25 protein-coding genes and 1 tRNA gene are annotated in these 24,154 nt (G+C 69.9%); 7 read left to right on the top strand and 19 right to left on the bottom strand.

The window, feature by feature from the left end; all coding sequences use genetic code 11:
- Positions 1-39: 39 nt before the first annotated feature.
- The 4 genes from GRS48_RS03470 to GRS48_RS03485 form a co-directional block, all read right to left on the bottom strand.
- Positions 40-1,599, bottom strand: a complete 1,560-nt coding sequence (locus GRS48_RS03470; RefSeq protein ID WP_159483588.1) for an Hsp70 family protein — start codon at positions 1,597-1,599, stop codon at positions 40-42.
- Positions 1,600-1,651: 52 nt separating this feature from the next.
- Positions 1,652-2,902, bottom strand: coding sequence for a DnaJ domain-containing protein (locus GRS48_RS03475; RefSeq protein WP_159483591.1), 1,251 nt, complete (start codon positions 2,900-2,902; stop codon positions 1,652-1,654).
- On the bottom strand, positions 2,899-3,567 hold the full coding sequence (locus GRS48_RS03480) for a hypothetical protein (protein WP_159483593.1): 669 nt from the start codon (positions 3,565-3,567) through the stop codon (positions 2,899-2,901). Before GRS48_RS03480 ends, GRS48_RS03475 begins: the two co-directional genes overlap by 4 nt.
- A gap of 117 nt (positions 3,568-3,684) precedes the next feature.
- Complete coding sequence (locus GRS48_RS03485) at positions 3,685-4,098, bottom strand: hypothetical protein (protein ID WP_159483595.1); 414 nt, start codon at positions 4,096-4,098, stop codon at positions 3,685-3,687.
- 249 nt (positions 4,099-4,347) lie between these two features.
- On the opposite strand from GRS48_RS03485, the gene GRS48_RS03490 reads away from it, so the two are divergent.
- Positions 4,348-5,262 carry a hypothetical protein gene (locus GRS48_RS03490; RefSeq protein WP_159483597.1) on the top strand — a complete coding sequence of 305 codons (915 nt, stop codon included), beginning with the start codon at positions 4,348-4,350 and terminating at the stop codon, positions 5,260-5,262.
- Between the two features lie 215 nt (positions 5,263-5,477).
- Here the strand turns inward: GRS48_RS03490 and GRS48_RS03495 are convergent, their stop codons facing one another.
- Positions 5,478-6,020, bottom strand: coding sequence for a hypothetical protein (locus tag GRS48_RS03495; protein ID WP_159483599.1), 543 nt, complete (start codon positions 6,018-6,020; stop codon positions 5,478-5,480).
- Complete coding sequence (locus GRS48_RS03500; RefSeq protein ID WP_159483601.1) at positions 6,017-6,628, bottom strand: bifunctional 2-polyprenyl-6-hydroxyphenol methylase/3-demethylubiquinol 3-O-methyltransferase UbiG; 612 nt, start codon at positions 6,626-6,628, stop codon at positions 6,017-6,019. The genes GRS48_RS03495 and GRS48_RS03500 overlap by 4 nt, the downstream gene beginning before the upstream one ends.
- 186 nt (positions 6,629-6,814) lie before the next feature.
- Here GRS48_RS03500 and GRS48_RS03505 point away from each other — a divergent pair, with 186 nt between their 5' ends.
- The gene (locus GRS48_RS03505) at positions 6,815-7,354 is read left to right on the top strand and encodes a CinA family protein (protein WP_159483603.1); all 540 of its coding nucleotides are present in this window, start codon (positions 6,815-6,817) and stop codon (positions 7,352-7,354) included.
- A gap of 46 nt (positions 7,355-7,400) precedes the next feature.
- On the opposite strand, the gene GRS48_RS03510 is transcribed toward GRS48_RS03505, so the two are convergent.
- The 4 genes from GRS48_RS03510 to GRS48_RS03525 all read right to left on the bottom strand — a co-directional run bounded on the left by GRS48_RS03510 (position 7,401) and on the right by GRS48_RS03525 (position 9,197).
- The gene (locus tag GRS48_RS03510; RefSeq protein WP_159483605.1) at positions 7,401-7,604 is read right to left on the bottom strand and encodes a hypothetical protein; all 204 of its coding nucleotides are present in this window, start codon (positions 7,602-7,604) and stop codon (positions 7,401-7,403) included.
- 126 nt (positions 7,605-7,730) lie between these two features.
- Positions 7,731-7,804: transfer RNA gene (locus tag GRS48_RS03515), tRNA-Thr, on the bottom strand.
- Between the two features lie 101 nt (positions 7,805-7,905).
- Entirely contained in the window at positions 7,906-8,415 is a 510-nt protein-coding gene (locus GRS48_RS03520) for an N-acetyltransferase (RefSeq protein ID WP_159483607.1), read from the bottom strand.
- 155 nt (positions 8,416-8,570) lie between these two features.
- Positions 8,571-9,197, bottom strand: coding sequence for a cyclic nucleotide-binding/CBS domain-containing protein (locus GRS48_RS03525; RefSeq protein WP_159483609.1), 627 nt, complete (start codon positions 9,195-9,197; stop codon positions 8,571-8,573).
- 131 nt (positions 9,198-9,328) lie between these two features.
- Here GRS48_RS03525 and udk point away from each other — a divergent pair, with 131 nt between their 5' ends.
- Complete coding sequence (udk, locus tag GRS48_RS03530) at positions 9,329-10,021, top strand: uridine kinase (RefSeq protein ID WP_159483611.1); 693 nt, start codon at positions 9,329-9,331, stop codon at positions 10,019-10,021.
- A gap of 73 nt (positions 10,022-10,094) precedes the next feature.
- Here the strand turns inward: udk and GRS48_RS03535 are convergent, their stop codons facing one another.
- Both GRS48_RS03535 and GRS48_RS03540 read right to left on the bottom strand, forming a co-directional pair.
- The gene (locus GRS48_RS03535; RefSeq protein WP_159483613.1) at positions 10,095-10,868 is read right to left on the bottom strand and encodes an aldo/keto reductase; all 774 of its coding nucleotides are present in this window, start codon (positions 10,866-10,868) and stop codon (positions 10,095-10,097) included.
- Positions 10,869-11,032: 164 nt separating this feature from the next.
- A complete protein-coding gene (locus tag GRS48_RS03540) occupies positions 11,033-11,707 on the bottom strand; it encodes an HAD family hydrolase (RefSeq protein ID WP_159483615.1) in 675 nt (224 codons plus the stop codon).
- Positions 11,708-11,875: 168 nt separating this feature from the next.
- Here GRS48_RS03540 and GRS48_RS03545 point away from each other — a divergent pair, with 168 nt between their 5' ends.
- Both GRS48_RS03545 and GRS48_RS03550 read left to right on the top strand, forming a co-directional pair.
- Positions 11,876-12,940, top strand: coding sequence for an NAD(P)/FAD-dependent oxidoreductase (locus tag GRS48_RS03545; RefSeq protein ID WP_159483617.1), 1,065 nt, complete (start codon positions 11,876-11,878; stop codon positions 12,938-12,940).
- Between the two features lie 182 nt (positions 12,941-13,122).
- Positions 13,123-14,265: a CBS domain-containing protein gene (locus GRS48_RS03550; RefSeq protein WP_159483619.1), complete on the top strand. Its 1,143-nt coding sequence runs from the start codon at positions 13,123-13,125 to the stop codon at positions 14,263-14,265.
- Positions 14,266-14,402: 137 nt separating this feature from the next.
- On the opposite strand, the gene radB is transcribed toward GRS48_RS03550, so the two are convergent.
- Both radB and GRS48_RS03560 read right to left on the bottom strand, forming a co-directional pair.
- Positions 14,403-15,110 carry a DNA repair and recombination protein RadB gene (radB, locus tag GRS48_RS03555; RefSeq protein ID WP_321168275.1) on the bottom strand — a complete coding sequence of 236 codons (708 nt, stop codon included), beginning with the start codon at positions 15,108-15,110 and terminating at the stop codon, positions 14,403-14,405.
- A gap of 117 nt (positions 15,111-15,227) precedes the next feature.
- The gene (locus GRS48_RS03560) at positions 15,228-16,583 is read right to left on the bottom strand and encodes a sodium-dependent transporter (RefSeq protein ID WP_159483623.1); all 1,356 of its coding nucleotides are present in this window, start codon (positions 16,581-16,583) and stop codon (positions 15,228-15,230) included.
- 229 nt (positions 16,584-16,812) lie between these two features.
- On the opposite strand from GRS48_RS03560, the gene GRS48_RS03565 reads away from it, so the two are divergent.
- Positions 16,813-18,201 (top strand): NAD(P)/FAD-dependent oxidoreductase, encoded by a 1,389-nt coding sequence (locus GRS48_RS03565; protein WP_159483626.1) that lies wholly within the window; start codon positions 16,813-16,815, stop codon positions 18,199-18,201.
- A gap of 55 nt (positions 18,202-18,256) precedes the next feature.
- On the opposite strand, the gene GRS48_RS03570 is transcribed toward GRS48_RS03565, so the two are convergent.
- On the bottom strand, positions 18,257-18,865 hold the full coding sequence (locus GRS48_RS03570; protein ID WP_159483628.1) for a hypothetical protein: 609 nt from the start codon (positions 18,863-18,865) through the stop codon (positions 18,257-18,259).
- A gap of 92 nt (positions 18,866-18,957) precedes the next feature.
- Between GRS48_RS03570 and glmM the strand changes: the two genes are divergently transcribed.
- Positions 18,958-20,322 (top strand): phosphoglucosamine mutase, encoded by a 1,365-nt coding sequence (gene glmM / locus GRS48_RS03575; RefSeq protein WP_159483630.1) that lies wholly within the window; start codon positions 18,958-18,960, stop codon positions 20,320-20,322.
- Positions 20,323-20,405: 83 nt separating this feature from the next.
- Here glmM and GRS48_RS03580 read toward each other — a convergent pair whose 3' ends face one another.
- The 4 genes from GRS48_RS03580 to GRS48_RS03595 are packed head-to-tail and all read right to left on the bottom strand — an operon-like array spanning position 20,406 to position 23,894.
- The gene (locus GRS48_RS03580; protein WP_159483632.1) at positions 20,406-21,620 is read right to left on the bottom strand and encodes a hypothetical protein; all 1,215 of its coding nucleotides are present in this window, start codon (positions 21,618-21,620) and stop codon (positions 20,406-20,408) included.
- Positions 21,620-22,069: a phosphoribosyl-AMP cyclohydrolase gene (gene hisI, locus GRS48_RS03585; RefSeq protein WP_159483634.1), complete on the bottom strand. Its 450-nt coding sequence runs from the start codon at positions 22,067-22,069 to the stop codon at positions 21,620-21,622. Before hisI ends, GRS48_RS03580 begins: the two co-directional genes overlap by 1 nt.
- Positions 22,070-22,121: 52 nt before the next feature.
- Positions 22,122-22,553, bottom strand: a complete 432-nt coding sequence (locus GRS48_RS03590) for a GNAT family N-acetyltransferase (protein WP_321168276.1) — start codon at positions 22,551-22,553, stop codon at positions 22,122-22,124.
- Positions 22,554-23,894 (bottom strand): DUF92 domain-containing protein, encoded by a 1,341-nt coding sequence (locus GRS48_RS03595; protein WP_321168277.1) that lies wholly within the window; start codon positions 23,892-23,894, stop codon positions 22,554-22,556.
- Positions 23,895-24,154 lie beyond the last annotated feature (260 nt).

Below are 24,154 nucleotides of genomic sequence, written 5' to 3' on the forward strand. Positions count from 1 at the left end.
TGGGGCGGCGCCGACTTCTAAGCGTCGGTGCCGGCGGGCTCACTTCGGCCGTGGCAGCTGGCTCCGCATCGCGTCGATCTCACGGGGGCTCACGCCGAACTCCGAGTCGATCGTCACCCCTTCCGTGACCCCGGAGTCGGGGTTCCGAGCGGACACGTCGAGGATGCCGTCCTCGTCGAGCTCGAATTCGACTTCGATCGTCTGCTCGCCGGCCGGTGCCGGCGGAATGCCACGGAGCGTAAACGAGTCGAGCAGTTCGTTTTCGGTCGCGATCTGGTTTTCACCCTGGTACACCTCGATGTCGACGACCTCCTGATTGTCGTGGACCGTGACATATTCGTTGGTCACCCGCTCGGGGACGGACGTGTTCTTCGGGATCAGTCGGCTGAGCTGGTTGTCCCGTCCGTCCATTCGGATCTTCACGCCGACCGTCTGCGGACAGACGTCGAGCAGCACGACGTCGTCGATCCCTTCGCCGTCGTCAGCCAGGACGAGCTCGCCGTCGTGGCCGCTCGGCAGCGCGGATCGGTTCATGATCCCGGCCTGTGCGGCCGCGCCGAGCGCGACCGTGAGGTCCGCGTCGATCCGTTTCGACGGGACGATCCCGAACTCGGATTCGATCGCCGCCGCGACGTCCGGGTTCCGCGTCGAGCCGCCGACGAGGAGTACCTCGTCGACGTCGCCGATCCCGTGATCGACCCGGTCGAAGAGCTCGTAACAGCGATCGATCGTCGCGTCCGTGAGGAACGCCGTCTCCCGCTGGAACGTCTCGCGGTCGATCGTCGTTTCGAGGGTGTACGTTCCGCCGGGCGCTTCGAACAGGAAGGGAAGGGAGACCGTCGCCGTCTCTCGCGAGGAGAGGTCGTGTTTCGCCTGCTTCGCGGCGGCCCAGAGACGGTCCATCGCCTGCGGGTCGTCCTCGGGAGTGGCTCCCGTCTCACGCTCGACGTGGTCGACGAGCAGGTCGACGATCTGGGCGTCCCAGTCGTCACCGCCGAGCTGGGTGTCGCCGTCGGTCGCGATCACCTCGATCACGCCGTCGGAGATCGACACCAGCGAGACGTCGAACGTGCCGCCTCCGAGGTCGTACACCAACACCGTCGCGCGCTCGGTCCGTTCGAGCCCGTAGGCGAGACAGGCGGCGGTCGGTTCGTTGATGATCCGGTCGACCTCGAGGCCGGCGATCCGTCCCGCTCGTTTGGTCGCCTCGCGCTGGCGGTTGCTGAAGTGCGCCGGGACCGTGATCACCGCGTTCGTCACGGCACGCCCTAGCGACTCCTCGGCGTCTCGCTTCAGCTTCCGTAAGATCAGCGCCGACACCTCCGCCGGCGAGTAGTCGTCGCCGTCCGGGGCGTGGAACGCGTACTCGCGATCGCCCATCGAGCTCTTGATCGAGTGAACGGTTCCCTCCGGATTCTGTGCCGACTGGTTGATGGCTTCGGTCCCCACGAGCACGTCGCCGTCCTTGAACGCGACGACCGACGGGGTCTTTCGCCCGCCGGACGTGTTCTCGATGACCTCCGGGGAGCTGCCGAACGGTGCGGCGATCACGCTGTTGGTCGTTCCCAGATCGATCCCGACCGGTATTCCATCGGACATACCTCAATCCCCGAACAGTACCGGGATAAAACTTCCTTCGAGGTCGGCGCGGTCAGGCGATCGCCTCGTGAACGACGCCCCGCCGCTCCGTGCGGAAGAGGTACACTGCGGGAACGAAGGCGGGGGCGAACAGACAGGCCGCCTGCACGACGCTGCCGAGCCCGAACGGGTCGATCCCTCCGAGCAGCGGCAACACCATCAGGGGCGCACGGGACGCGAAGTCCCACGCGACCGGGTTGCTCGTCCCTTCCGCGTTGAACCAGTCGCGGACCATCGTCTCCTTGAAGTAGCGGAGACAGAGGTAGAGCCCGATCAGCGTCCCGAAGAGCGCCGCCCCTTGGACCGTCTCGCCGCCGACGCCCGACAGGAACACGAGGGTTCCGGCGGAGACGATCCCGATGCCGATCACGAGCCGCCGGATCATCAGGACGAATCCCTCCGGCGACGTCCCCTCCGAGAGGATCCGGTCGGTGTACTTCTTCCGTCGGTACTGCAGGTACACCGGCAGCAGGACGATCGCGAACAGTAGCCCGCTGACTGCGGAGCCGATCGCCCAGTACAGCAGGACCGCGGGATATTTCAACAGCTCGGCGTCCGGGTTGATCCCGCTTCCCGTCGCCGACGGCTGTCCCCAGCCGGTCCGCCGCGCCGTGTCACGATCGGTCTCGGAGCCGGACCCGGAGGTGGAGGTGGAGTCGGCCCCGGATGTAGACCCGGACTCCGACGCGGTCGTTCCGTCGGTCGTCGACGTCCCCCCGTTCCCCTGTCCGCCATCGGAACCCGAGCGGGAGCGCGACGACCGTCCCCCGCGCGTGCGCTGTGACTGCGCCCGCTGTCGCCGACGTCGGTACTCCTCGGCGGCCGACTGCGAGGAGCGCGACCGGCCGGACCGGCCGGAACCGTCGTCCCGACCGCTCCCCGTCCGACCGTCGCTGCCGCGCCGTCGGTCGTCGCTTCGTTCGCCTCGGCCGCTTCGTTTACCTCGTCCGCTTCGTTCGTTCGATTCCGTCCCGTCGTCTGCGGTCTCGCTGTCGCCTGTTCCGCGGTCGCTCCCTCCGCTGTCGCCCGTCGGATCCCCGTCGCCGACGTAAGCGGCGTGCCCGATGCGGTCGTACCTCGCGCGCTGGGCGTCGTCGGTGAGCACCTCCCGCGCCTCCTTGATGAGGAGGAACCGCTCGCGGGCGTTCGGCTGGTCGCTCACGTCCGGATGCCACTCGTGGATCAGCTCCCGGTACGCCTGCTCGATCTCGTCGACGTCGGCGTCGGAGTCGACGCCGAGCACCTCGTAGTAGCTCTCGGTCATGCGACCTGCTCTCCCTCGATGTACAGGTCGATCGGTACACGGAGGACGGGGTCGGCGGCCTCCCAGAGCACCGTCGCCTTGCGCCGGTTGACGTCGTCGTAGCTCGTGACGAAGTCGATGAACTCGTCACGGACGTCGACGGCGGCGTTCGGTCCCTTGATCGGGAGGTAGTAGACGTGATCGTCGCCGACGAGGTACGGGTGCGCGTTCTCCCAAACCCCGAGCCAGTGTTGGGAGAGCGTCAGCTGGAACGAGCCCATGGCCTCAGCGATCGCTTCCGCGTTCTCGGCGAGGAAACCGGTCTCCTCGTCGGGATGTCGTTTTCGGAGCCCGCCGAGGGTCGTCTCCTCGTCCGCCTCGGCGGCTGCCTCCCGGATCGCCTCCGGCTCGAGGATCCACGGGTAGACGTACGTCTCGGCGAACGCTTGCGACGTCGTGATGACTTCCTCGTCGCTGACGAGGTAGCCGGCCGTGGTGACGTACTCACGGTAGAGCGGGTCGTTGCGGTCGTCGGTGACGTCCCACGCGTGGAGGACGCGTCCCGCCGACTCGATCGGGGCGACGCCCTCGTTCCGCTGGGCACGTTCGCGGATCTCCCGACCGGTGAGCGCGAGGCCGTCCTCCGAGCAGACGTACATCACGTCGTCGTCGCCGTGTTGCTCCACGGTCAGCGCCCTCCACTCGCCGGTCGGTCGGCGCGTTCGATCCGTCGGTCGGCGCGTTCGTTCCGTCGGTCGGTCGGTGCGTTCGCTCCGTCTGTCGGTGTCGTGTGGGTCATGCGGTTACGTTTCGAACTCGCGGACTCGCTCTCGGACGATCGTCACCCACGCGTCTTCGGGAACACCGAGGGCGGCACGACGCTTCCGCAGGTACCACACCGCGACGGGGACGGTTCCAACGAACATCACGAACGGCGAAAGCGCCGCGGCGAGGAGCCACCGCCCCGTACTCGGGTACCAGTGGCTCGCCCGTCGGACGTAGCGGATGTCGACGTACAGAAACAGCGCGAAGATCGCGCCCAGCCCGAGGATCAGCGCCGGGAAGAGCGTCTCGCCGCCACCGTCTCCGCTCTCCAACCCGAGGACCATTGCGACCCCGAAGAGCGCGACGAGGGTGAGGATCGCGGCGACGGGAATGAACGCGATCGCCACCCAGTACGGCGTGTTCGTGCCCGGTAAACGTGGCTCTGCTGGCATACGAAATGACAACAACAACATGAAGATAAGTCTTGTGACACTGGAAAAGATGCCCGTCTCGGGTGACTCGACGATACGGACTTAGATCAGTTTATAACGCATTTAACGGGGCGAAAAGTGAGGGTATGAACCGCCTACGACCGAACAAGAGTCTGAGATGATTCCTCTATACATGGACTCATGTCAGCCGATCGGATAACGGTGTGTACCCACATGCTTTTATGTTCAACTGAGTGTTGTTATTCAGAGATGGCTGCAGGTACCCAGACCGCGGTGGAGGTTGAGGAGGGGGACGGGTTCGTCGACGGTGCTGAAACCGAGATCCTCGAGAACTACCTCGAGAACCACTGGGGCGTGGTCGGCGACCTCGTCGAGGAGGCGACCCCCACCGGTCTCGAGGCGGTCGACTGTCACAAACACATCACTCGGTCGCTCACGGTCGACGACGAGGAGATGTTCATCGAGCTGTCGACACAGGAGGCCCAGAACATGGACGTCGGCAGCGAGTTCATGGACGTCCATGCCGACGAGCGCGATTCCTTCGTTCCGGACGAGTTCGAGCCGATCGAGCTCGACTTCCCGCGCCCCGAGACGGAGCGCATCGACGCGTGTACGGAGTGTCACGGCAACGGTCGGAACCAGTGTGGGAGCTGTGGCGGCAGCGGGGCCAACCAGTGCGGTCGCTGTGGCGGTAGCGGGACGAACAGCGACCGGAGCGCCAGCTGTTCTCAGTGTGGCGGCACCGGCTCCATCGTCTGTGGCAGCTGTAGCGGCAACGGCTCCGTGGTCTGTGACACCTGTGAAGCGACCGGCGAGTCGTACAAGATGGACTTCGTCCGACGCGTGTACGACCCTGCCGAGACCGTCACCGTCGACGCCGAAGGAGTGCCCGACAAGTTCGTCGAACAGGCGACCGGCATCGAGCTCAGCACCGATCGAAACCAGCTCGCGACCGACGAGATCCGGAACGAAACCGAGGTCCGCGAGGTCCCCGTCGCCGTCCTCGAGTACACCTACGACGGCGACGAGTACACGATCTACCAGATCGAGGAGGACACAAAAGCGACCGCCCATCCGCAGAGCACGGCCCGCAAGATCCTCCCGATCGCAGTCGTCGGGGTCGGTGCCGTCGTCGTCGCCCTGTGGTATGTCGGGATCATCTGAGCGACCCGTTCGGACACGCTGACCGGGGTGCCGTCGGCTCGAGCTGACGACGGAACGGATACCGTGACTCGCAGCCGCGTCGACGCCTCTGATACGCGATCCGGGACGGTCGACGCCGCCCGTCTCGGTCCGGGATCCGTTCGTCTCTGTTTATAAACCTCGTCGAGAGTCGCTCGTCTCCACTCATAAGGCGGTTCGGACGCGCTTGTCTCCTCTCATAAACTCTCCGCGGCGGTCGCGTACCGGCTGCAGGTGGCGGCGACCCACGACCTGACCGCCGGCGCGTCGCTCGTCACCAGGGCGGCCAGCCCCGCTCCGTCGAACAGCCCGACGGCGACGGCGGAGTCGTCGGCGAGCAGGAACCCGACTCGGGAGTTGCCATCCGCCACCGACAGCCGTATCCCCTCCTCGCGAGCCACCGCTCGAAGCGCCGCGCCGGCCGGACCAGTCACCCGGTCCCGAGCCTGCCCGACACACACGATCCGGGCGTCGGCTCCGTCGTCGTGTCCCACGGTTCCGGAGTCGCCCACCCTGCTCCCCCCGTTCCGTCCACGGACCGCCGCCACGATCGACGGATCGAGCCGGGGGACGACCGCGACGACGGACCTCGTCCCCGCAAGGAGCGGTCGGAGTCGTTCGGCCGGGCCGGGCGAGTCTCCTCGACCGCCGACCGTGGTTCCCGGCGCGTCGTCGAGGTGCTCGCCCGTCGCGCGCTCGACGAGCGCGCGGAGCGTCGCCGTCGGCGTGGCGTCCGTCATCGTCGCTCCGGACGCGGCGGGTACGACTGTCGTGCACCGTGGCTCCGGCGTGCGAGGAGTCGCGCGGTCGCCCGCCGACGGTCGCCCGGCCGCTCCTCCGTCGTCTCGTCGTAGTAGAGCACCGTCAGTCCGAGCCCCGCGTGGAGCAGCTCGTTCGCGGCGAACCGGTACCGGTCCCCGCTCGGGCCCGACGGGGTGGGGTCGGCCGAGCGGAGGTGGTGTTCGACGAAGAGGTACCCTCCCGGAACGAGCGCCTCCACGACGTCCGGGAACCGGTCGATCGCTCGGTAGAAGCTGATCGTCGCCAGGTCGTAGCGCCCCTCCGGGAACCCGTACGTCGGAACGTCCGCCCGGATCGCGTTGAGCCGGTCGTCGACCCCGCGCTCGGCGGCCCGCTCCCGCGTGACCTCGAGCCCCTCGATCGACGCGTCGACCGCGTCGACCTCGTAGCCGGCCTCGGCGAGGAACACCGCGTTGCGTCCGGTCCCCGTCGCGACGTCGAGCGCGCGCCCGTCGGGGATCGCCGGCACGTAGTCGCATAACACCGACGACGGCTCCGGCTCCCGCGGGTAGTCGCCGGCGGCGAAGCGCTCGTCCCAGTCGGTCATGACGGCTCTCGTGTCGCTCGCGGCGTAAACCTCACGGCGCCCGGGTGGTGGATGGGCGGGTGGATGAGGCAGACCGTCGGATCGGTTGTAGGGTGAACTGCCGGGTCGGTTGTGGGGTAGACCGTCGGGTCGGTTGTGGGGTAGACCGTCGGATGGGTTCAAGTCGGTGCGACCGGAAGTCGCGGCATGGCAGGACACGACGCGGACGACCCCCCGGAGGTCGCCGTCGGCGAGGCGCTCGCCAAGCGCGGGGAGACGCTCGCGACCGCGGAGTCGTTAACGGGCGGGCGGATCGGGTCGCGGATCACGGACGTGCCCGGCGCGAGCCGCTACTTCGACCGCGGATTCGTGACGTACGCGTACGACGCGAAGCGTGCCGAGCTCGGCGTCGACCGCGAGACGCTCGACGCCCACGGCGCGGTCAGCGCGCCGGTCGCTCGCCGGATGGCCGCCGGCGCGCGCGATCGGGCGGACACGACGTGGGGCGTCTCCGCGACCGGGATCGCCGGCCCCGGCGGCGGCGACCGCGACAAGCCGGTCGGGCTCGTCTACGTCGGCGTCGCTTACGCCGCGCCGTGGGGTTCGGAGGAGTCGTTCACGCGCAGCGAGCGCTACCTCCTCGACGGCGATCGCGACGCGGTGAAGGCGGGGAGCGTCGACCGCGCGCTCACCGAACTGCTCGCGTCGATCCGGACGGTCAGTGAGGCGTCGGGAACCGAGCGGTGACACGGACCGGCCGCGACCGGATCCGGCGGGCGGGTTCGGGTCGCGGTCACTCGAGGTACGAATGACCGAGAACGGCGACCACCAGCGCGACGACGACGATCCACGCGAACGGCTCGGCGGCCAACAGCGCGAACGGCCGGGCCACCGACTCGTCGAACCCGAACAGCGCGCCGGCGACCAGCACGGCGACGACGACGGTGGCGGCGACGACACCCGCGACGCCGAGTAGCGCCGAGTCCGAAGCGTCCATACACGCTTTCCGTCGTCGTCGCACATAAGCGCGCGCACGACCCGTCTCGCGGGGTTCGTTGTCTCGCGGGGTTCGTTGTCTCCCGAGGTTCGCTCACCGAGCGCGAACGGTCGGACGGCAGAAACAAGCCAGGGCCGCGATTCGAACGCGGGAAGTCTCGATTACAAGTCGAGTGCATGAACCACCCATGCTCCCCTGGCGCGCCCGGTGGTACTCGGCGCTCCTTTGAGAGCGTGTCGTTTTCGGCGAGGAGGGCGCACGCGGCGAGGCGACGCGGGACCCGACCGGTTCGGTGGCGGACCTAGCCGTCGGCGGGCGCGTCGGCGTCGGAGCCGGCGGCGTCCACCGCCTTCGTGAAGGTGACGCGGTGGGGCTCGTAGCCGTGGGCCCGATAGAACTCGCGAGCGCGTTCGTTCGCCGCCATCGCCTCCAGCCCGACGACGTCCGCGCCCGCTTCACGGAGCCCCCGTTCCGCCGCCGCCAACAGCGCGGAACCGATCCCCTCGCCCCGGTGCTCGGGGGCGACGAAGAGGTTTCCGACCGTTCCACGGACGTGGTCACGCTCGTAGCCGCCGCGGTCGACGGAGAAGTCGACGAAGCCGACCGCCTCGCCGCCGACCCGCGCGACGAGGAGCTCGCCGACGACGACGTGGCGGGCGATCGACTCGCGAACCGCGCCCCGGTTCCGCTCGGCGAGGATCCCGGAGCCGTGGTCGCGCTGTCCCCGAGCGAGCGCGACCCACAGGTCGGTGACGGCGTCGATGTCGGCGGCCGTCGCCGCGGTGATCCGGGGGTCGTCCGGGCTCGACATACGTCGCCGGTTCGTCCCGTGACGTGTTGAGCCTGCCGGACGCCGAACCCGATCCAGCGCCGGAACGTGACCGGACCGCGGCTGGACCACGACTGGACCACGACCGGACCGCGACCGGACCGCGACCGGACCGCAGCCGGACCACGGCCGGAACGTCACACCTCCCGGCAGTCCGCACAGACCGCCTGTCCGTTCGTGTTGGTGAGCGACGGCACGAGCGATCCACACACCTCACAGACGCCCTGCGTGGGTGACACCGACCCGTCGGCGCTCACCGAGGCTCTCGACCGATCGTCGCCCCGGGCCGGGTCCTCCTCGGCCGCACCACCGCCCTCCGCCCCCCGCGGAACGTCGTCGTACGGGGCTACCGGGACCGCTTCGCGGGCGTCCGCGCCCCGTGCCGTCCCGGCTGCGAGCGCATCGTGGCCGGTGACGACGCCGACCGCCTCGCCTCCCTCCGTCACGACGACGTGATTGACCCCCTCGGAGACGAGCAGCTCCGTGACGGCGACGAGCGGTTCGTCCGGCTCCACGGTGGGCAGCGGCGGGGTCATCGCCGCGCCGACGGTCGCTCCCGGCGCGTCGACGGCCCCTTCCTCGAGGAGCGCCGAGAGCGCGTCGCGCGAGCCAAGCGACCCCACGGGATCGCCGCCACGGACGACGATCAGGCAGTCGGTCCCCTCCGAGACCATCAGCTCGACCGCCTCCGAGAGCGCGTCGGACTCGCTCACCCCCAAGAACTCCCTGTGCATCACGTCACGGACCGTGGTATCTGTACGCATGATCTGAGGTTTCACACGGAGGGGGTAAAGCCTGCCCCCGTCACCGTTATACCGTATCACGCCGTACTCGAGGGTTCGCACGACCGAGCGCGAAAGGGAGGGTTCAAATCGCCCCCTCACGGAAGTCGACCATGACGATTCCCTCGTTCGTGATCGGGATCGCCGGGGGGACCGGGGCCGGCAAGACGACGGTGTCGCGGCTCGTCACCCGCAACGTCGAGGACGCCGTCACTCGGATCCCGATCGACAACTACTACCGGGACCGATCGGAGCTCTCGCTCGCGGAGCGGGAGGACATCAACTACGATCACCCGTCCGCGTTCGAGTGGGACCTCCTTCGGGAGCACCTCGAGGCCCTCTTGCAGGGGCAGCCGGTCCGGATGCCGCAGTACGACTTCGAGGTCCACAACCGGAAGCCGGAGCGGATCGACGTCGAGCCGACGGACGTCATCGTCCTCGAGGGGATCCTCGCGCTGTACGACGAGTCGATCAACGGGATGATGGACCTCCGGCTGTACGTCGAGACCGACGCCGACGTCCGCATCCTGCGGCGGATCCAGCGCGACGTCGTCGACCGCGGTCGCGGCCTCGAGGGCGTCATCGACCAGTACCTCTCGACGGTCAAGCCGATGCACGAGCAGTTCATCGAACCGTCGAAGAAACACGCCGACCTGATCATCCCCGAGGGCGCGAACAGCGTCGCCGTCAACCTCCTCGAACAGAAGGTGCAAGCCGAGGTCGACGGCGACGCCGTCCGGAGCTGGGAGCGCGGTAGCCTCGAACGCGAGCTCGGCGAGGAGCGGTCGCTCGACCTCGACGACTGACGTCGACCCGCCCCGTTCTACACGCCGGTTCCGCCTCTTCTCCCCCGTCCTGCCGTCGCGTTCTCGGCACCACTCACTCCGGGAACAGCTCCACCTCACGCTCGACGGCGTCGATCGCCGCGAGCTCCTCGGGAGCCAGCTCGAGGTCGGCCGCCGCGAGGTTCGCCCGGCGATGCCGATCGCTCGACGCCTTCGGGATCGCGACGACCGGCTCCTTCGAGAGGACCCAGGCGAGCGCGACCGCCTCCGGTGTCGTACCGTGCCGGCTCGCCGTCTCCACGACCGCGTCGACCTCCCGGACCCGTCCGCCGGCGAGCGGCGAGTACGCGACGACGTGGTACCCGTGCTCACGGGCGTGAGCTAGCAGCTCGGGCGGATAAAACAGCGGGTGGCACTCGGTCTGGTGAGCCGCGAGCGGCACGCCGCGGTCGCCGAGGGTACCGAGGGCGGTGTCCAGCTCGTCGGGCTCGAAGTTGGACACGCCGACCGCACCGACGAGCCCCGCGTCGTGGAGGTCAGTGAGCGCGCCGAGGGTCCCCGCCGGGTCGTATGGCTCCCTCGGGCGATGGACGTACAGCAGGTCGATCGCGTCGACGCCGAGCCGGGCGGCGCTCTCCCGGGCCGCGGGTTCGACGTCCGCGGGCGTGAGGTCGTCCACCCAGAGCTTCGTCGCGACGGTCACGTCCTCCCGGTCGACGTCGCTCGCCGCGATCCCGTCGCCCACGACCGCCTCGTTCCCGTAGATCCGAGCGGTGTCCAAATGGCGGTAGCCGGCGTCGAGTGCGGCGGTGACCGCCTCGGGGTCGTCGATCCCCATGGTCCCGAGGCCGACGGCTGGCAGGTGCATGCCGGATCGCGCCGCCACACGGACTTAAAACGGTCCGAACCGACCCTCGACGCCGCGCGTCACCACGGGCTGTGAGACGTCGCTATGGCGGGCGGGGGCGGTCGCGTTTCCACGGAAAGCGGTGGCCGCGTTTCCACGGACGGACGCTTCCGGGCTCCCGGAAGTCACACCGGGTCGATCGGCGAGCGCCCGCACAGGCTCACCAGGTCGTGGAGGTCGTCGATCTCGTAGGTCGGCTCACAGGAGAGCTCGAAGTCACGCCGGTGCGGGCGACGGATGAACGCGGAGTCGATGCCGGCGTTGTCGGCGGCGCGCACGTCGGACTCGTTGTCGCCGACGAAGAGGGCGGTCCCGCCGCCGAGGTCCTCTAAAGCCCGCTCGATGTAGTACGGGGAGGGTTTCTTCCGCGAGAGGCTGGCGATCGACGGCTCCCGGCCGTAGGCGGTCTGGAACCGTCCCGCGAGCCCGAAGTGGTCGAGCAGGAAGTCGACGGTCGCCTGCTGGTTCGAGGAGACGACGCCGAGGGCGGCGTCGACGTGTCGCAGCGAGTCGACGTCGTCGTACGGCGTCTTTCGGCCGCGGCGGGCGTCGGCCACCTGTGCCGCCACGGCGGTCTCGTCGCGGACCCGCCAGAACTCCGTCGGATCGAGGTCGTAGCGGTCACAGATGTCGGTGAGCGTCGCCGGGTCGACGCCGACGGCGACGTCGTCGACGTGTGCGAGATCGGGGTCCGCGACGCCGACGCGCTCGAAGGCGTCCCAGGCGGCCTCGCGGAGCGTGTCGAACGGGGTCCGTCCGACCAACACCCCGTCGTTGTCGAAGACGACGGCGTCGTACATGGCCGTAGATCCGCTGCCGACCCGGAAAAAGGTTTCATCGGCTCCAAGTGGGAACCTGCGCCCGAACCGGAACCTGCCTCCGAGCCGGAAGCTGCCTCCGAACCGGCCCCGGCGGCGCTCCGGCCGCCGCGCCGACACCGCCTTGTCGGCGGCGCACGAATCACCCCCATGGTGACACGACTCTGCGTCGTCGGGGCCGGCGTCGCGGGTGCCGGCGTCGCGTACGCGCTCCGTGACGACGACGTCGACGTGACGGTCCTCGAGAAGAGCCGCGGGGTCGGCGGGCGCGCGGCGACCCGCCGGAAGCACGGCTGTCGGTACGACCACGGCGCGAACTACCTGAAGAGCACCGATCCGCGCACGGGGGACCTGCTCGACGAGATCGGCCGCGAGGGGCTCGTCGACGTCGCGGAGCCGGTGTGGACGTTCGACGCGGATGGCGCGGTTCGGGAAGGTGACGGTCGCGACGAACACAAATGGACGTTCGAGACGGGGATCACCCGACTCACGAAGCGGCTGTTCGCCGCGACCGACGCCGACGTGCGCACGTCGACGCGCGTCGCCTCCGCGACCCGACGGGACGGGCTGTGGACGGTCGCCGACGCCGACGGGAACGACCACGGCCCGTTCGACCTCCTCTGTTACACCCCGCCCGCCCCGCAGACCGCCGCGCTGTTGTCGTCGACCGAACTCGACTCGACGACCGGAGCCGACGTGGGGGGCGACCGCGACGTCGGGCTCGATCGGGCCCGCGAGGCCGTCGACGCGGTCCCGTACCGGACGGTTCGGACCCTCGTGCTCCACTACGACGTCCGCGTCGAGCGCCCCTACTACGCGCTCCTCAACACCGATCGGGAACACCCCGTCGGGTGGCTCGCCCGGGAGGACTGCAAGAACGGTCACGTCCCGGACGGCGAGAGCCTCCTGGTCGTACAGATGTCCCCGTCGTGGTCGGTCGAACACTACGACGACCCGTTGGCATCCGCCGCGGCGGTCGCGGCGGGACACGCCGCCGACCTGCTCGACGACGACCGGCTTCGGGACCCGGACTGGGTCGACGATCAGGGTTGGCGCTACGCCCAGCCGGACGCCGCCGTCGACCGGGCGGCGACGGATCCGCTGGCGGCCGCCGGGCTGTTCGTCGCCGGCGACTGGGTGGTTGGCGAGCCCCGCGTCCACGCCGCGCTGTGGAACGGCGTCGAGACGGGCGAGCGGATCGCCGATCGGTCGTAGGCGTCGTGTCCCTCCTCTGACCGTTCGATCATCCGTCGGGGCGTTCGATCATCCGTCGAGGCGTTCGATCACCCGTCTGGGCGTACGAGACCCCCGTCTCGTCGGGGGACGTGACCGGGATCGATGGACGAGCCGACTCCCTCACTTTCAATACGCGGCCCGGCGTACGAGAGGGTTGGACGATGAATATCTCTGATATCGCAGTGCCGGAATACGTCGAGGTCGACGCCGACGAGCGGCTCGCCAAGGTCCGATCCATCTTCGAGCGCGAGAACCCGAAGGGGATCGTCGTCACCGAGGACGGCGAGTACGCGGGCGTAGTCGGCGAGAAACAGCTCATTCGGTCCCGAATGGAGGACGACACGAAGGTGTCGGTCGTGATGAAGCCGGCCCCGAAGGTCGATCGCCACGAGGACGTCCGCGAAACCGCCCGGCTCCTCGTCGAGGGCGACGTGAAGATCGCGCCCGTCTACGAGGGCGAGAAGCTCTACGGCATCGTCACCGTCGACGCGATCCTCCGCGCGGTCCTCGACAGCCTCGACGCGATCACGGTCGATCAGCTCGTCTCAGAGGACGTGATCGGGGTCAACGAGAAGGACCACGTCGGGCAGGCGATCAACCGGCTCCGCGAGAACGGCATCTCCCGGCTCCCCGTGCTCAACGACGAGGGCCGCCTCGTCGGCGTCGTCACGACCAACGACATCGTCGAGTTCGTCGTCCGCGACCAGGAACGCCAGGGAAGCGGCGACCGCGCGGGCGACATCGACCGGATGCTCGATCTCCCCGTCTACGACATCATGTCGAACCCGGCGATCACCGCGACGCCCGCGGAGACGGCGAAGGACGTCGTCGCCCGGATGTTCGACAGCGACGTCTCCGGGCTCGTCGTCACCCCCGAGGACGACGACGGACTCGTCGCGGGGATGGTGACGAAAACCGACGTGCTGCGTGCGCTCACCTTCACCGAACAGGAGTCGATGGACGTACAGATCACCAACGTCGACCTCCTCGATACGACGTCGCGGGCACACATCGTCGACTCCATCGAGCAGGTGGCACGGAAGTACGCGGCGATGCACGTGATCCACGCGCACGTCCGGTTCCACGAGCACAAAGAGAAGCTCCGCGGCACCCCGCTCATCCAGTGTCAGATCCGGCTCCGAACCGACGAGGGCCAGGTCGCCGGCTCCGGCGAGGGGTACGGCTCCGAACACGCGTTCCACGTCGCGCTCGACAAGCTGGAGCGTAACGTCCTCGAGGTCAAAGGCGTCAACGCCGACGAGGAGTACCGCGGCCAGCTGCTCCGGAAGCTCGGCGAATTGTAACGCGTCGAGCACCGTCTGAAGCGGCGTTCCGCCCGCCGCTTCGGTTCCAGCCCTCTGCCCCACGCTCTCCTTTCTGCGCGTCCTCGGGTTCGCTTCGCTGGCCCCTCGTCCACTCACGAGGCGGGTACTTCGGTCGGTTACACGTCCGGCCCCTCGACCAACCCGTCGTCGGCGATCCGAAACGTGACCGCGTCGCCGGCGGCCTTCGATCGGTGTTTCTCCAGGGTCGCCCGGCGGTTCCCGCCGCGGAAGCGGTCGACGCGGAGGACGGCCCCGGTCCAGTGTTCGAGCGTGTTACCGCCGAGCCCGCGCGTCCGGTCGGCGTCGGGGTCGGTGAACACCTGGTTGGTGATCACGACGGCGAGGTCGTGTCGGCGGGCGAGCGAGAGCAGGTGCGTCACCTGCTTGGCGACATCCCGGAGGGAGTCGCCGCCCTCGGCGTCGTCGCCACGCTCCAGCCGGTAGAAGCCGGTCGCGGAGTCGAGGACGACCAGGTCGACCTCGCTCGCGAGCCCCTCGGCGTCGCGCACCGCCTCGCGCTGGTCGTCGAAGTCGTACGCCTCGGTGATGATCAGCCGCCCGGCGACGTCCTCGACGCTCCCGTCGACGTCGTCGTCGCGGAGCCGCGACTCGGCGATCTGTCGGAACCGATCGATCGACAGCCCCTCGGTGTCGATGTACAGCACACGCCCCCCGCCGGCCGCGACTTCCACGGCCGCCGCGAGCGCGAGGTTCGTCTTCCCGGCCGCCGGCGGCCCGTACACCTGCGTGACGACGCCGCGCTCGAACCCCCCGTTCAACAGGTCGTCGACCGGCGGACAGCCGGTCGGGATCGGCTCGCTCACTGGTCGGGGTTCGGTCCGTTCGGTAGTTAAAACGTCGGTCGCGGGGCGACGTCGTTCACCGACGCCCCCGTTCTTCGTTACCGCGCCGCAATCCCCGTTACCACGCCGCAACTCCCGTTATCGCGCCGCGATCCAGTCGGCGAAGTCGCCGGTCAGGAACGCGACGTAGTCGACCACGCCGAGGTACAGCGAGACGAACACGACGACGACGATCGGGACCCGAACGACCCAGATCCACGCGTCGCCGAGCACGCCGAGGTCACCGATGCCCCGCGATAACTCCTCGCGGGCCATCTCGGGGACGACCCACCCGACGAAGAGCGCGAGCAGGAGCGCGCCCAACACCAGCAGGACGCTGTCGGCGAACAGGTCGAGTAAGTCGAGGAAGACGAGGTCCATCGTCACCGGCACGCCCAGCAGGAAGACGGCGACGCCGAGCCCGGCCGCGGCGGGGACGCGCTCGACGCCCTTCTCGTCGATCAGGTACGAGACCAACACCTCGAGGATGCTGATCGCCGAGGAGAGCGCGGCGATACCGACCATGCCGAAGAAGACGATCCCGATGAGTCGACCGCCCGGGATCTCGGTAAACGCGGTGGTGAGGCTCACGAAGATCTCCCCGGCCCCGCCGGCACCGGGTTCGAGGCCGGCGGCGAAGAGGAACGGGAAGACGACGAACCCGACGATGACGGCGATGAGGGTGTCGAGCCCGGCGATGATCCCGGCGTCCTCCGCGAGGTTCCGGTCCTCACCGAGGTAGGAGGCGTACGTGATCATCACGCCCATCCCGAGCGAGAGCGTGAAGAACGCCTGCCCGGCGGCGGCGGGGAGGATGCTCGTCCAGTTCTCGGCGATGACGCCGAAGTCGGGCGAGAGGTAGTAGGCGTACGCCTGTGAGGAGGCGTCGAGGGTGAACCCGTACGCGGCGAGCCCGAGCAGCAGGAGGACGATGGCAGGGACCATCACCTTCACCGCGATCTCGATCCCGCTCCGGACGCCCGCGGCGATGATCGCGATGACGATCGCCATGAACACGGCGTGGAACAGCAGCGAGTCGAGGCCGGTCGCGACGGAGCCGAACAGCACCGCGGCCTCGTCCGGGTTCGCGAGCACGTAGCCGTCGGTGACTCCGATGAGGGTGTATCGGAGGAACCAGCCGGCGACGACGCTGTAGTACGAGAGGATGATGAACCCCGTCAGGACGAACAGCCAGCCGATGTGCTTCCAGAGCCCGCCGCCGAGCTCGCGTATCGCGCCCACGGGATTCAGCTTCGTTCGGCGGCCGATGACGAACTCGACGAGGATCGCCGGGAAGCCGATCAGTGCGATGAACAGGAGGTAGACGAGGAGGAACGCGGATCCACCTTCCTGTCCGGTAATGAACGGGAACCGCCAGATGTTCCCGAGCCCCACCGCGCTGCCGACCGCGGCGAGGATGAACCCGATCCGGGTCGCCCATGTCTCACGTGCCATTGACTGTCGGTGTCGTTCGCCTGCGATTAAAGGGTGTCTTTTTCCTGAGCACCTATCAGGTGAAAGATGTCTAAACGATCACCGGAGACCCCGTTCGTCGACGCGTGTCAGGATCGGTCGTCGGACCCGACCGATCGACGCCGGCTCGAATCGGAGCGACGCCGGCTCGAATCGCATCGACGCCGGGCCGGACCGTGAATTTAATACCCGGAGGGTTACCTCACGGGATATGGAACGCGTAGACGTCGCGATCGTGGGCGGCGGTCCGGGCGGTACCGCCGCGGCGCATGCGGCCGCGAGCGCCGACGCCGACGCCCTGGTCCTCGAGAAGGGGGTCCCGCGGGCGGACCGTGAGCGGCTCGGTCCGGACTCCACCGACGCCGCCGGGATCCTCGATTACTGGGTCGACATCATGGGCATCCACCCCGATGAGTTCGACGACGGGGTCGTCCAGCAGGAACTGACGCGCGCGGAGTTCCGCGGCCCGGACGCCGCGGCGACGCTCGTCGACACCGGCTTCGACTCCTCGTACGACGGTTTCGGCTACACCTTCCACCGCGCCCGCTTCGACGATTGGATGCGGGACCGTGCGGAGGACGCCGGCGCGGAGTACCGTGTCGGCGTCTCCGTGCGCGACGTCGGGACGGATCGCTCGCTCGGTCCGGGCGACGACGAGCCGCGTCACGTCGTCGAGCTCGCCTCCGGCGACGAGGTGGGGGCGGACTTCCTCGTCCTCGCGGACGGCCCACAACGCACCGTCACGAACCGCGTCCTCGACGGCTTCCTCCCGGAGGGCTCGAGGGCGTCCGACCGGCTCGCGCCGCCCGACGCGAACCACATCGCGTATCAGGAGTACCGGCGCGTCCCCGAGGCGGTGTTCGAGGAGGTCCACGACGCCCTCGTCTTCTGGTGGGGCGTCATGCCCGGCGAGACGGCGTACCCGTGGATCTTCCCGAACCGGGACCGCGTGTGTCGGATCGGGCTCACGATGCCGATCGGGCTCGACATCGACGCCTTCGACGCGGACGCCTACGAGCTGCTCTCCGCGGACGACGACTCGATCCCGACCGGCTCGGAGTACATTCGTCGCCTGTTGGAGTGGCAGTACGGCGACGAGTACGACGTCGAGACGGACTTCCCGATCGTCGAGGAGGCGGGCAAGCGCGACGGGACGGAGACGTATCCGATCTCCTCGACACGGCCGATCGACTCCCCCACCGAGGCGGGGATCGCGGTCGTCGGCGGAGCCATGGGGACGACGTCGGCGTTTCACGAGGGCGGCGACCACGTCGCCGTTCGGACGGGCGCTATCGCCGGCGAGCTCGTGGCTGCGGGCGACCTCGCGGCGTACAACCGGCGCTGGAAGGAGGCGATCGGCGACGAGATCGTCCGGAACGTCACGATGGCGGACATGGTCGCGGAGTACGACCCCGACGACTGGAACCGCGTCATCGCCGCCGCGGACGCCATGCTCACCGCTGAGGCCGGGGACGGCCTCCTCGCACAGCCGTACCGCTCCGGGTGGGAGTCGGCGAAGCTCCTGCTGGCGTACAAGTGGAACAAGCGAAAGACGAAGCGGCACTACGTCTCGATCGACGAGCACGAGTACCGCTACTGACCGCCACCGTCCCCCTTGCAGTCGGACCCGTCGTGATCGACTTCGCTGACGACGATTACCCGACGAGTTCGAACTCGGCCCCGATCGGCGGCGCGTCCTCGATCCCCCAGTAGACGAACCGGTGGGTGCCCGCGCCGAGCGGGGGGCAAACGTCCAGCTCTCGGCCCGGAACGGCCTCGGAGAGCGCGTCCTCGCGGAGCGTCAGCGACCAGTTGTACCCGTCGTTCGGGCCGAGCCGCTCGCCCTCAGTCGGGAGCTCGACGGACTCCCCGTTCGCGGAGCCGCGGACGTCCATCCATCCGTCCCCGGTCTCTCGCTGTATCGAGTAGGCGTGCTCGCCGAGCGCGGTCACGTCCCCGTCGCCGGAGTTCCGGAGCGCGAGCCGGAGCGCGCTCCCGTACGTCTCGGAGGTCGCCTCCGTCGACAGCTCGATCGTCGTCGACGGCGACGTCGTCGTCGACGCCGTCCGTTCCTCGACCGGCTCCGCGAACGGTTGGTCGAGCCGAACGAACGCCTCGTCCGCACACGACAGCGTCCCCGGGGTCCCGTCGGGTCCCTGTGATCCGTCGCCGGCGGCGAAGTCGAGACACCCCGCCAGCCCGGCCGTCGGAAGCGTCACGACCGCCCCGCCCAGCGCCAACAGGCCCCGTCGCGATCGGTTCATGGCCGCGATAGGTTCGGGACGGGTTTCAACCCCGCGAGTCCCGGCCGTCCCGCGTTCGGAACCGCTTTCCCGTCGGCCGGCTCACAGCGCGTATGGAACTGTTCGGATCGAGCGGCATTCGAGGGGTCGCGCTGCGGTATCTCACGCCGGAGCTCGTCCTCGACATCGCGAAGGCGGCGGGGACGGTGTGGGACACCGACCGCGTCGCCGTCGCCCGCGACACGCGAACGACGGGCGAGCTCTTCGCCAACGCGGCCGCGAGCGGGCTGGCGTCCGTCGGTCGGGACGTCGACCGGTTGGGGGTCGTGCCGACCCCCGCCGTCGGCCACTACTGTGAGTCCGTCGGCGTCCCTTGCGTCCTCGTCACCGCCTCGCACAACCCGCCGGAGTTCAACGGTATCAAGCTCGTCGGGCCCGACGGCGTCGAGCTCTCGGTCGACGTCCTCGAACGCGTCGAGCGCCGGGTGCTCGACGACGACTACGCCCACGCGAACTGGCGGACCGCCGGCTCCGAGACGGTCATCGAGGGCGTCGCCGACGACTACGTCGACCAGCTCCTCGACAGCGTCGATCGCGAAGCGATCGCCGACGCCGGGCTCACCGTCGCGGTCGACCCCGGCCACGGGGCGGCGTCGATCCCGTCGCCGCGGTTCTACCGCGAGCTCGGCTGTACGGTGCGGACGGTGAACGCCACCCCCGACGGTCACTTCCCGGGCCGGGAGTCGGAGCCGGTACCGGAGAACCTGACGGCGCTCTCGCGGCTGGTCGCGACCTCCGACGCCGACGTCGGGATCGCTCACGACGGCGACGCCGACCGCGCCGTCTTCGTCGACGAGACGGGCGCGTTCGTCGACGGCGACACCTCCTTCGCCGCGCTGGCGGACGCCGAGCTCCGCCCGGGCGACGCCGTCGTCAGCGCGGTCAACGTCTCCCAGCGGCTCGTCGACGTCTGCGACGCGAACGACGCCGCGCTCGAACTGACGCCGATCGGCGCGACGAACATCATCACCCGGACCCGCGAGCTGGGCGACGAGGGGACCCGCGTCCCCATCGCGGGCGAGGGGAACGGCGGGGTGTTCTTCCCGCCCTACCGGCTCTCGCGGGACGGCGCGTACATCGGCGCGAAGTTCCTCGAGCTGCTCGCCGCCGCGGACGGCGACCCGGTGAGCGAGGTCGTCGCGCCGTACGCGGACTACCACTTCGTCCGGCTCAACGCCGAGTACGACGACACGGCGGAGCGCGAGGGGATGTTGGCTGCCGCCCGCGCGTACGTCGAGACCGCCGACGCCGAGCCGAACACGACCGACGGCTACCGGCTCGACTACGGCGACGCCTGGGTCCTCGTTCGGCCGTCCGGCACCGAGCCGAAGATCCGGATCTACGCGGAGTCGGCCGACGCCGACCGCGCGGAGCGGCTGGCCGCCGACATGCGCGAGGCGGTCGAGACCGGGCGCTAGTCGAAAGTGGGCGGTGGTGAACCGAACCGTAGTCGACACCGAACCGTAGTCAGTCCCGAGCCGTAGTCGACACCGAGCCGTAGTCAGTTCCGAGCCGTCTCCGCCACCACGTCCTCGACGATCGCGAGCGTGCGCTCGGCGTCGGCCACGCGATCGTCGATCGTTCCGCGCTCGAGCAGCGCCAGCTCGGGGGCCGCCAACGCCTTTCGCACCTCGGCGGCGCGCCGGAGCCGCTCGTAGCCGTCGTCGCGCGCCAGGTCGCGGATCGACCGGAGCGTCGCCACCGTCCCGTCGTCGGCGAACCGGGCGACGAGCGGCACGAGCTCGTCGATCTCGTAGACGAGTTCGCCGCCGGGGCCCGGCGGCCACGCGAGCGTGAACGGCTCGCCGTCGATCCGCTCCAGGAACGTTCGGTGGACGGCAACGGCCGTCCGGAGCGCGCCGGGGTCGTCGACGTAGTGTTCGAGCTTCGAGTTGGAGTAGTCGGCGTACTCGAGGAGGTCCGACACGGTCTCCTCGCCGGCGGCGTGGTCGTCGACGTACTCGCGGAGGTCCCTCGGCGGGACCGCGACGTCGACGAACGGGGTCGCGTCCGCCCGCTCGAGCAGGTCGAACACCGCTCGGGCCGACGTCGACTTCGCGAACGACCGGAACGCCTCCCGGACGGCGTCGTTGTACGTGCGGATCGGGTCGCGGAGGCGGTCGACGTCAGCCTCGAGGTCGGCGTCGGCCATCGCCGCGACCCCGCGAAGCTCCTCGACCCGCGCGGCGAGGGCGTCCCGCGCGTCGCGGGCGGCCTTGCGGGCGGTCCGGTAGTCGTCGACGGCGTCGTCACGCGCGGCGAGCAGGTCGACGTACTCGCCCGCCGGCTCGAGCGCCTCCCGGGCGGCGGCGAAGTCGTCCTTCGAGAGCCGGCGCTTGTCGACCGCCTCGTCGGCGGCCGTGAACGCCGCCGCGGCGAGCGCGTCGTCGTCGACGTTCGTCGCGCTGGCGAACGCCCCCTCGAAGGTGACGTACGAGCCGAAATCGCCCGTGCCGACCGCGTCTTCCTCGTACTGGTCGAGCACGCGGTGGGCCTGCCGGTAGGCGTCGGCCGCGGCTTCGACCCGCTCCCGGTCGAGGTCGGCGATACGTGCCTCGATCCGCCGGAGTTCGTCGTATCGCTCGCGGAGCGTCGCGGCGGCCTCGCCCGCCTCGAGGGCGATCCTCTCCGTGCCCTCGGCGCTCTCCGCGCTCTCCGCGTTCTCCTGACTCCCCTCGTCGTCGGCGACCGCTCCGTCCGCGGGACCGCCAGTCATCAGTACACCTCGTCGGGGTCGAAGACCCGCTCGCCGACCTCCTCGCCGTCGACGGTCCGGTGGAAACACGAGCGGTACCCCGTGTGACACGCCCCGCCCGACTGGTCGACGACGTACAACAGGGCGTCGGCGTCGCAGTCGACCCGGACCTCCGCGACCGCCTGCGTGTGCCCGGAGGAGCCGCCCTTCAGCCACAGCTCGTCGCGGGAGCGCGAGTAGTAGTGCGCCTGCCCCGTCTCGCGGGTGCGTTCGAGCGCCTCCGGGGAGACGTACGCGAGCATGAGCACCTCCCCGGAGTCGGCGTCCTGTGCGATCGCGGGGACGAGCCCGTCGTCGCCGAAGTCGACGTCGATCCCCGCGACGGCGTCGTCGGACGCGGTCACCGCGTCGGCGTCGGGACCCTCGGTCGTGTCGGTGCCAGGCTCCTCGGTCGCGTCGGCGTCCGTCATACCTCCGCGAACGCGAGGGCCGTGAATAGGCCTTGTGTCTGGTGCGGTGTGCTCACTCCAGCCGGAGGACGAGCGCGTCGCCGTCCGGGTACGCGTCCGTTCGCCGGCCGACGACCGCGAACCCGAGGTCGTCGTACAGCGCGAGCGCGGGCTCGTTCTGCGGGTGTGTCTGTAACGTGACGGGGCCGTCGGCGTCGGCGATGACCGCCTCGAGGAGCCCGCGGGCGCGCCCCTCGCGACGGCGCTCGGGGGTGACGACGAGCTCCGCGAGGTGCGTTCCGGGACGCGTCGGCGCGTCGACCGGGAGGACGTACCCCACGATCCGGCCGTCCGCGACGCTGACGAGCGCCGTCCCGACGGCGAGGCCGTACTCCAACAGCTCCGGGCTCGGCCGGCGGAGGACCGACTGCAGGGCGCGGATCGCGTCGGCGTCGGCGGGGCGGGCGGCGCGGACCCGAGGGTCCGGGCGCGGCTCCCGCGCCACTCACACCACCGCCGCGAGCCCGACCGCGACGATCGCTCCGGCGAGCGTCGCCAGGAAGTTCACCGCCTGGTTTCCGACCGTCTCCCCCTCGATCACCGCGCCGAGCAGGCTGTCGACGGTCATCCCCGCGACGCCGGCCGCGGCGACGATCCCGGCAGCGACGATCGGGCTTCCGAGCGGCATTCCCACGGCGGCGATGGCGGCGACGGCGAACGCCCCGGCCAGCCCGGCGACCTCGCCCTGCCACGTCACCGCGCCGTCGGTCCCCGGGTCGACGGGTCGGAGCGTCGTGATCAGCCGGGGATCGTCGAACAGCCCGCCGATCTCCGAGGAGAGCGTGTCGGCCATCGCGGTGGCGACCGCGCCCGCGAACGCGAAGCCGAGCAGGGCTGGCGCGACGTCGACGTGGTCCGTCGCGGCGTAGCCGAGGAGCGCGACGAGCGCGACCGCGGAGTTCGCCAACACGTTGCCCGTCCCGCGGGCCCCCTGGTTCTCCTGGGCGACGCCGCGGTCGGTCTTCTCGTCGAAGCGGTACTTCGAGGCGAGCCCGCCGAACGCGTAGAACGCGATGAGCGTGAGGAACCAGCCGACCCCGCCGAGGACGATCGTCAGGAGCGAGAGCAGCACGCCGGTCAGCATCCCCGGGACGCTCGCCGTCCCGAGCGCGAACGAGACGTACCCGAGCGCGACCGTCACGGCGATCGCGGCCGCGACGCCGACCGGACTCACCTCCGGCACCAACACGGCGAACCCCCACGCGACGAACGCCACGATGACGACGGTGATGTGCGCGTCACGGTCGTAGACGAGCGATCGGATCAGCGCCGCCGTCAGCGCCGCCACCGACGCGAGGAAGACGACGGCGGGGAGCCGGTCGATGGCCACGGCGAGCCCCTCGACCCCCGCGCCGGGCGCGAGCTGGAGCGCGACGAGCGTCTGCCCGAGCACCGCCGCGAGACCGCCCACGACGAGGTAGCCGCTCACGAGCGAGAACTCCGCGTCGGACCGCCGGCGGACGAGCTCGCGTCCGAACCGGCCGCCGCCGACCGCGAGCGCCGCCGCCGCGAACGCGCCGTACGGGAGCGGCTCGGACGGGATCGACGCGAACAGCGCCAGCCCGCCCGTCGCGAGCGCGAAGGCGGTCACCCCGTACAGCCGGTCGTCCTCCCTGTCGCCGGGCAGCGCGAGGATGTCGAACCACTCGCCGTCGCGGACGCCGAAGAAGACGCCGCCGGCGACGAGGAGGAACGGCACCGCCGCGGCGTCGCCCAGCGTCGGCGCGAGCGCCGAGATCGCGGCGATCGCGGCGAACACGCCCGCCCGTCGGAGCCTCCGAGTCACGTCCTCGGGTATCCCCGACGAGCACTTAACGGTCCCGACACCGCCGAGCCGCGATCGGACGGCCCCGAGCGTCCGTGCCGCCCGTGTCACCGACCGCCCATCCGCATCGCCCGCGTCACCCACCGCCACCCGCATCGCCTGCCTCACCCACCGCCCACCCGCATCGCCTGCCTCACCCACCGCCCACCCGCACCGCCCGCGTCGCCAACCACCCATTCCGCACCGCCCGCGTCGCCCGCGGGCTTTTATACGCGTCGGCC

Origin of the sequence: Halorubrum sp. JWXQ-INN 858 (assembly GCF_009806985.1) — an archaeon.
In the GTDB taxonomy this organism is placed as follows: Archaea; Halobacteriota; Halobacteria; order Halobacteriales; family Haloferacaceae; genus Halorubrum.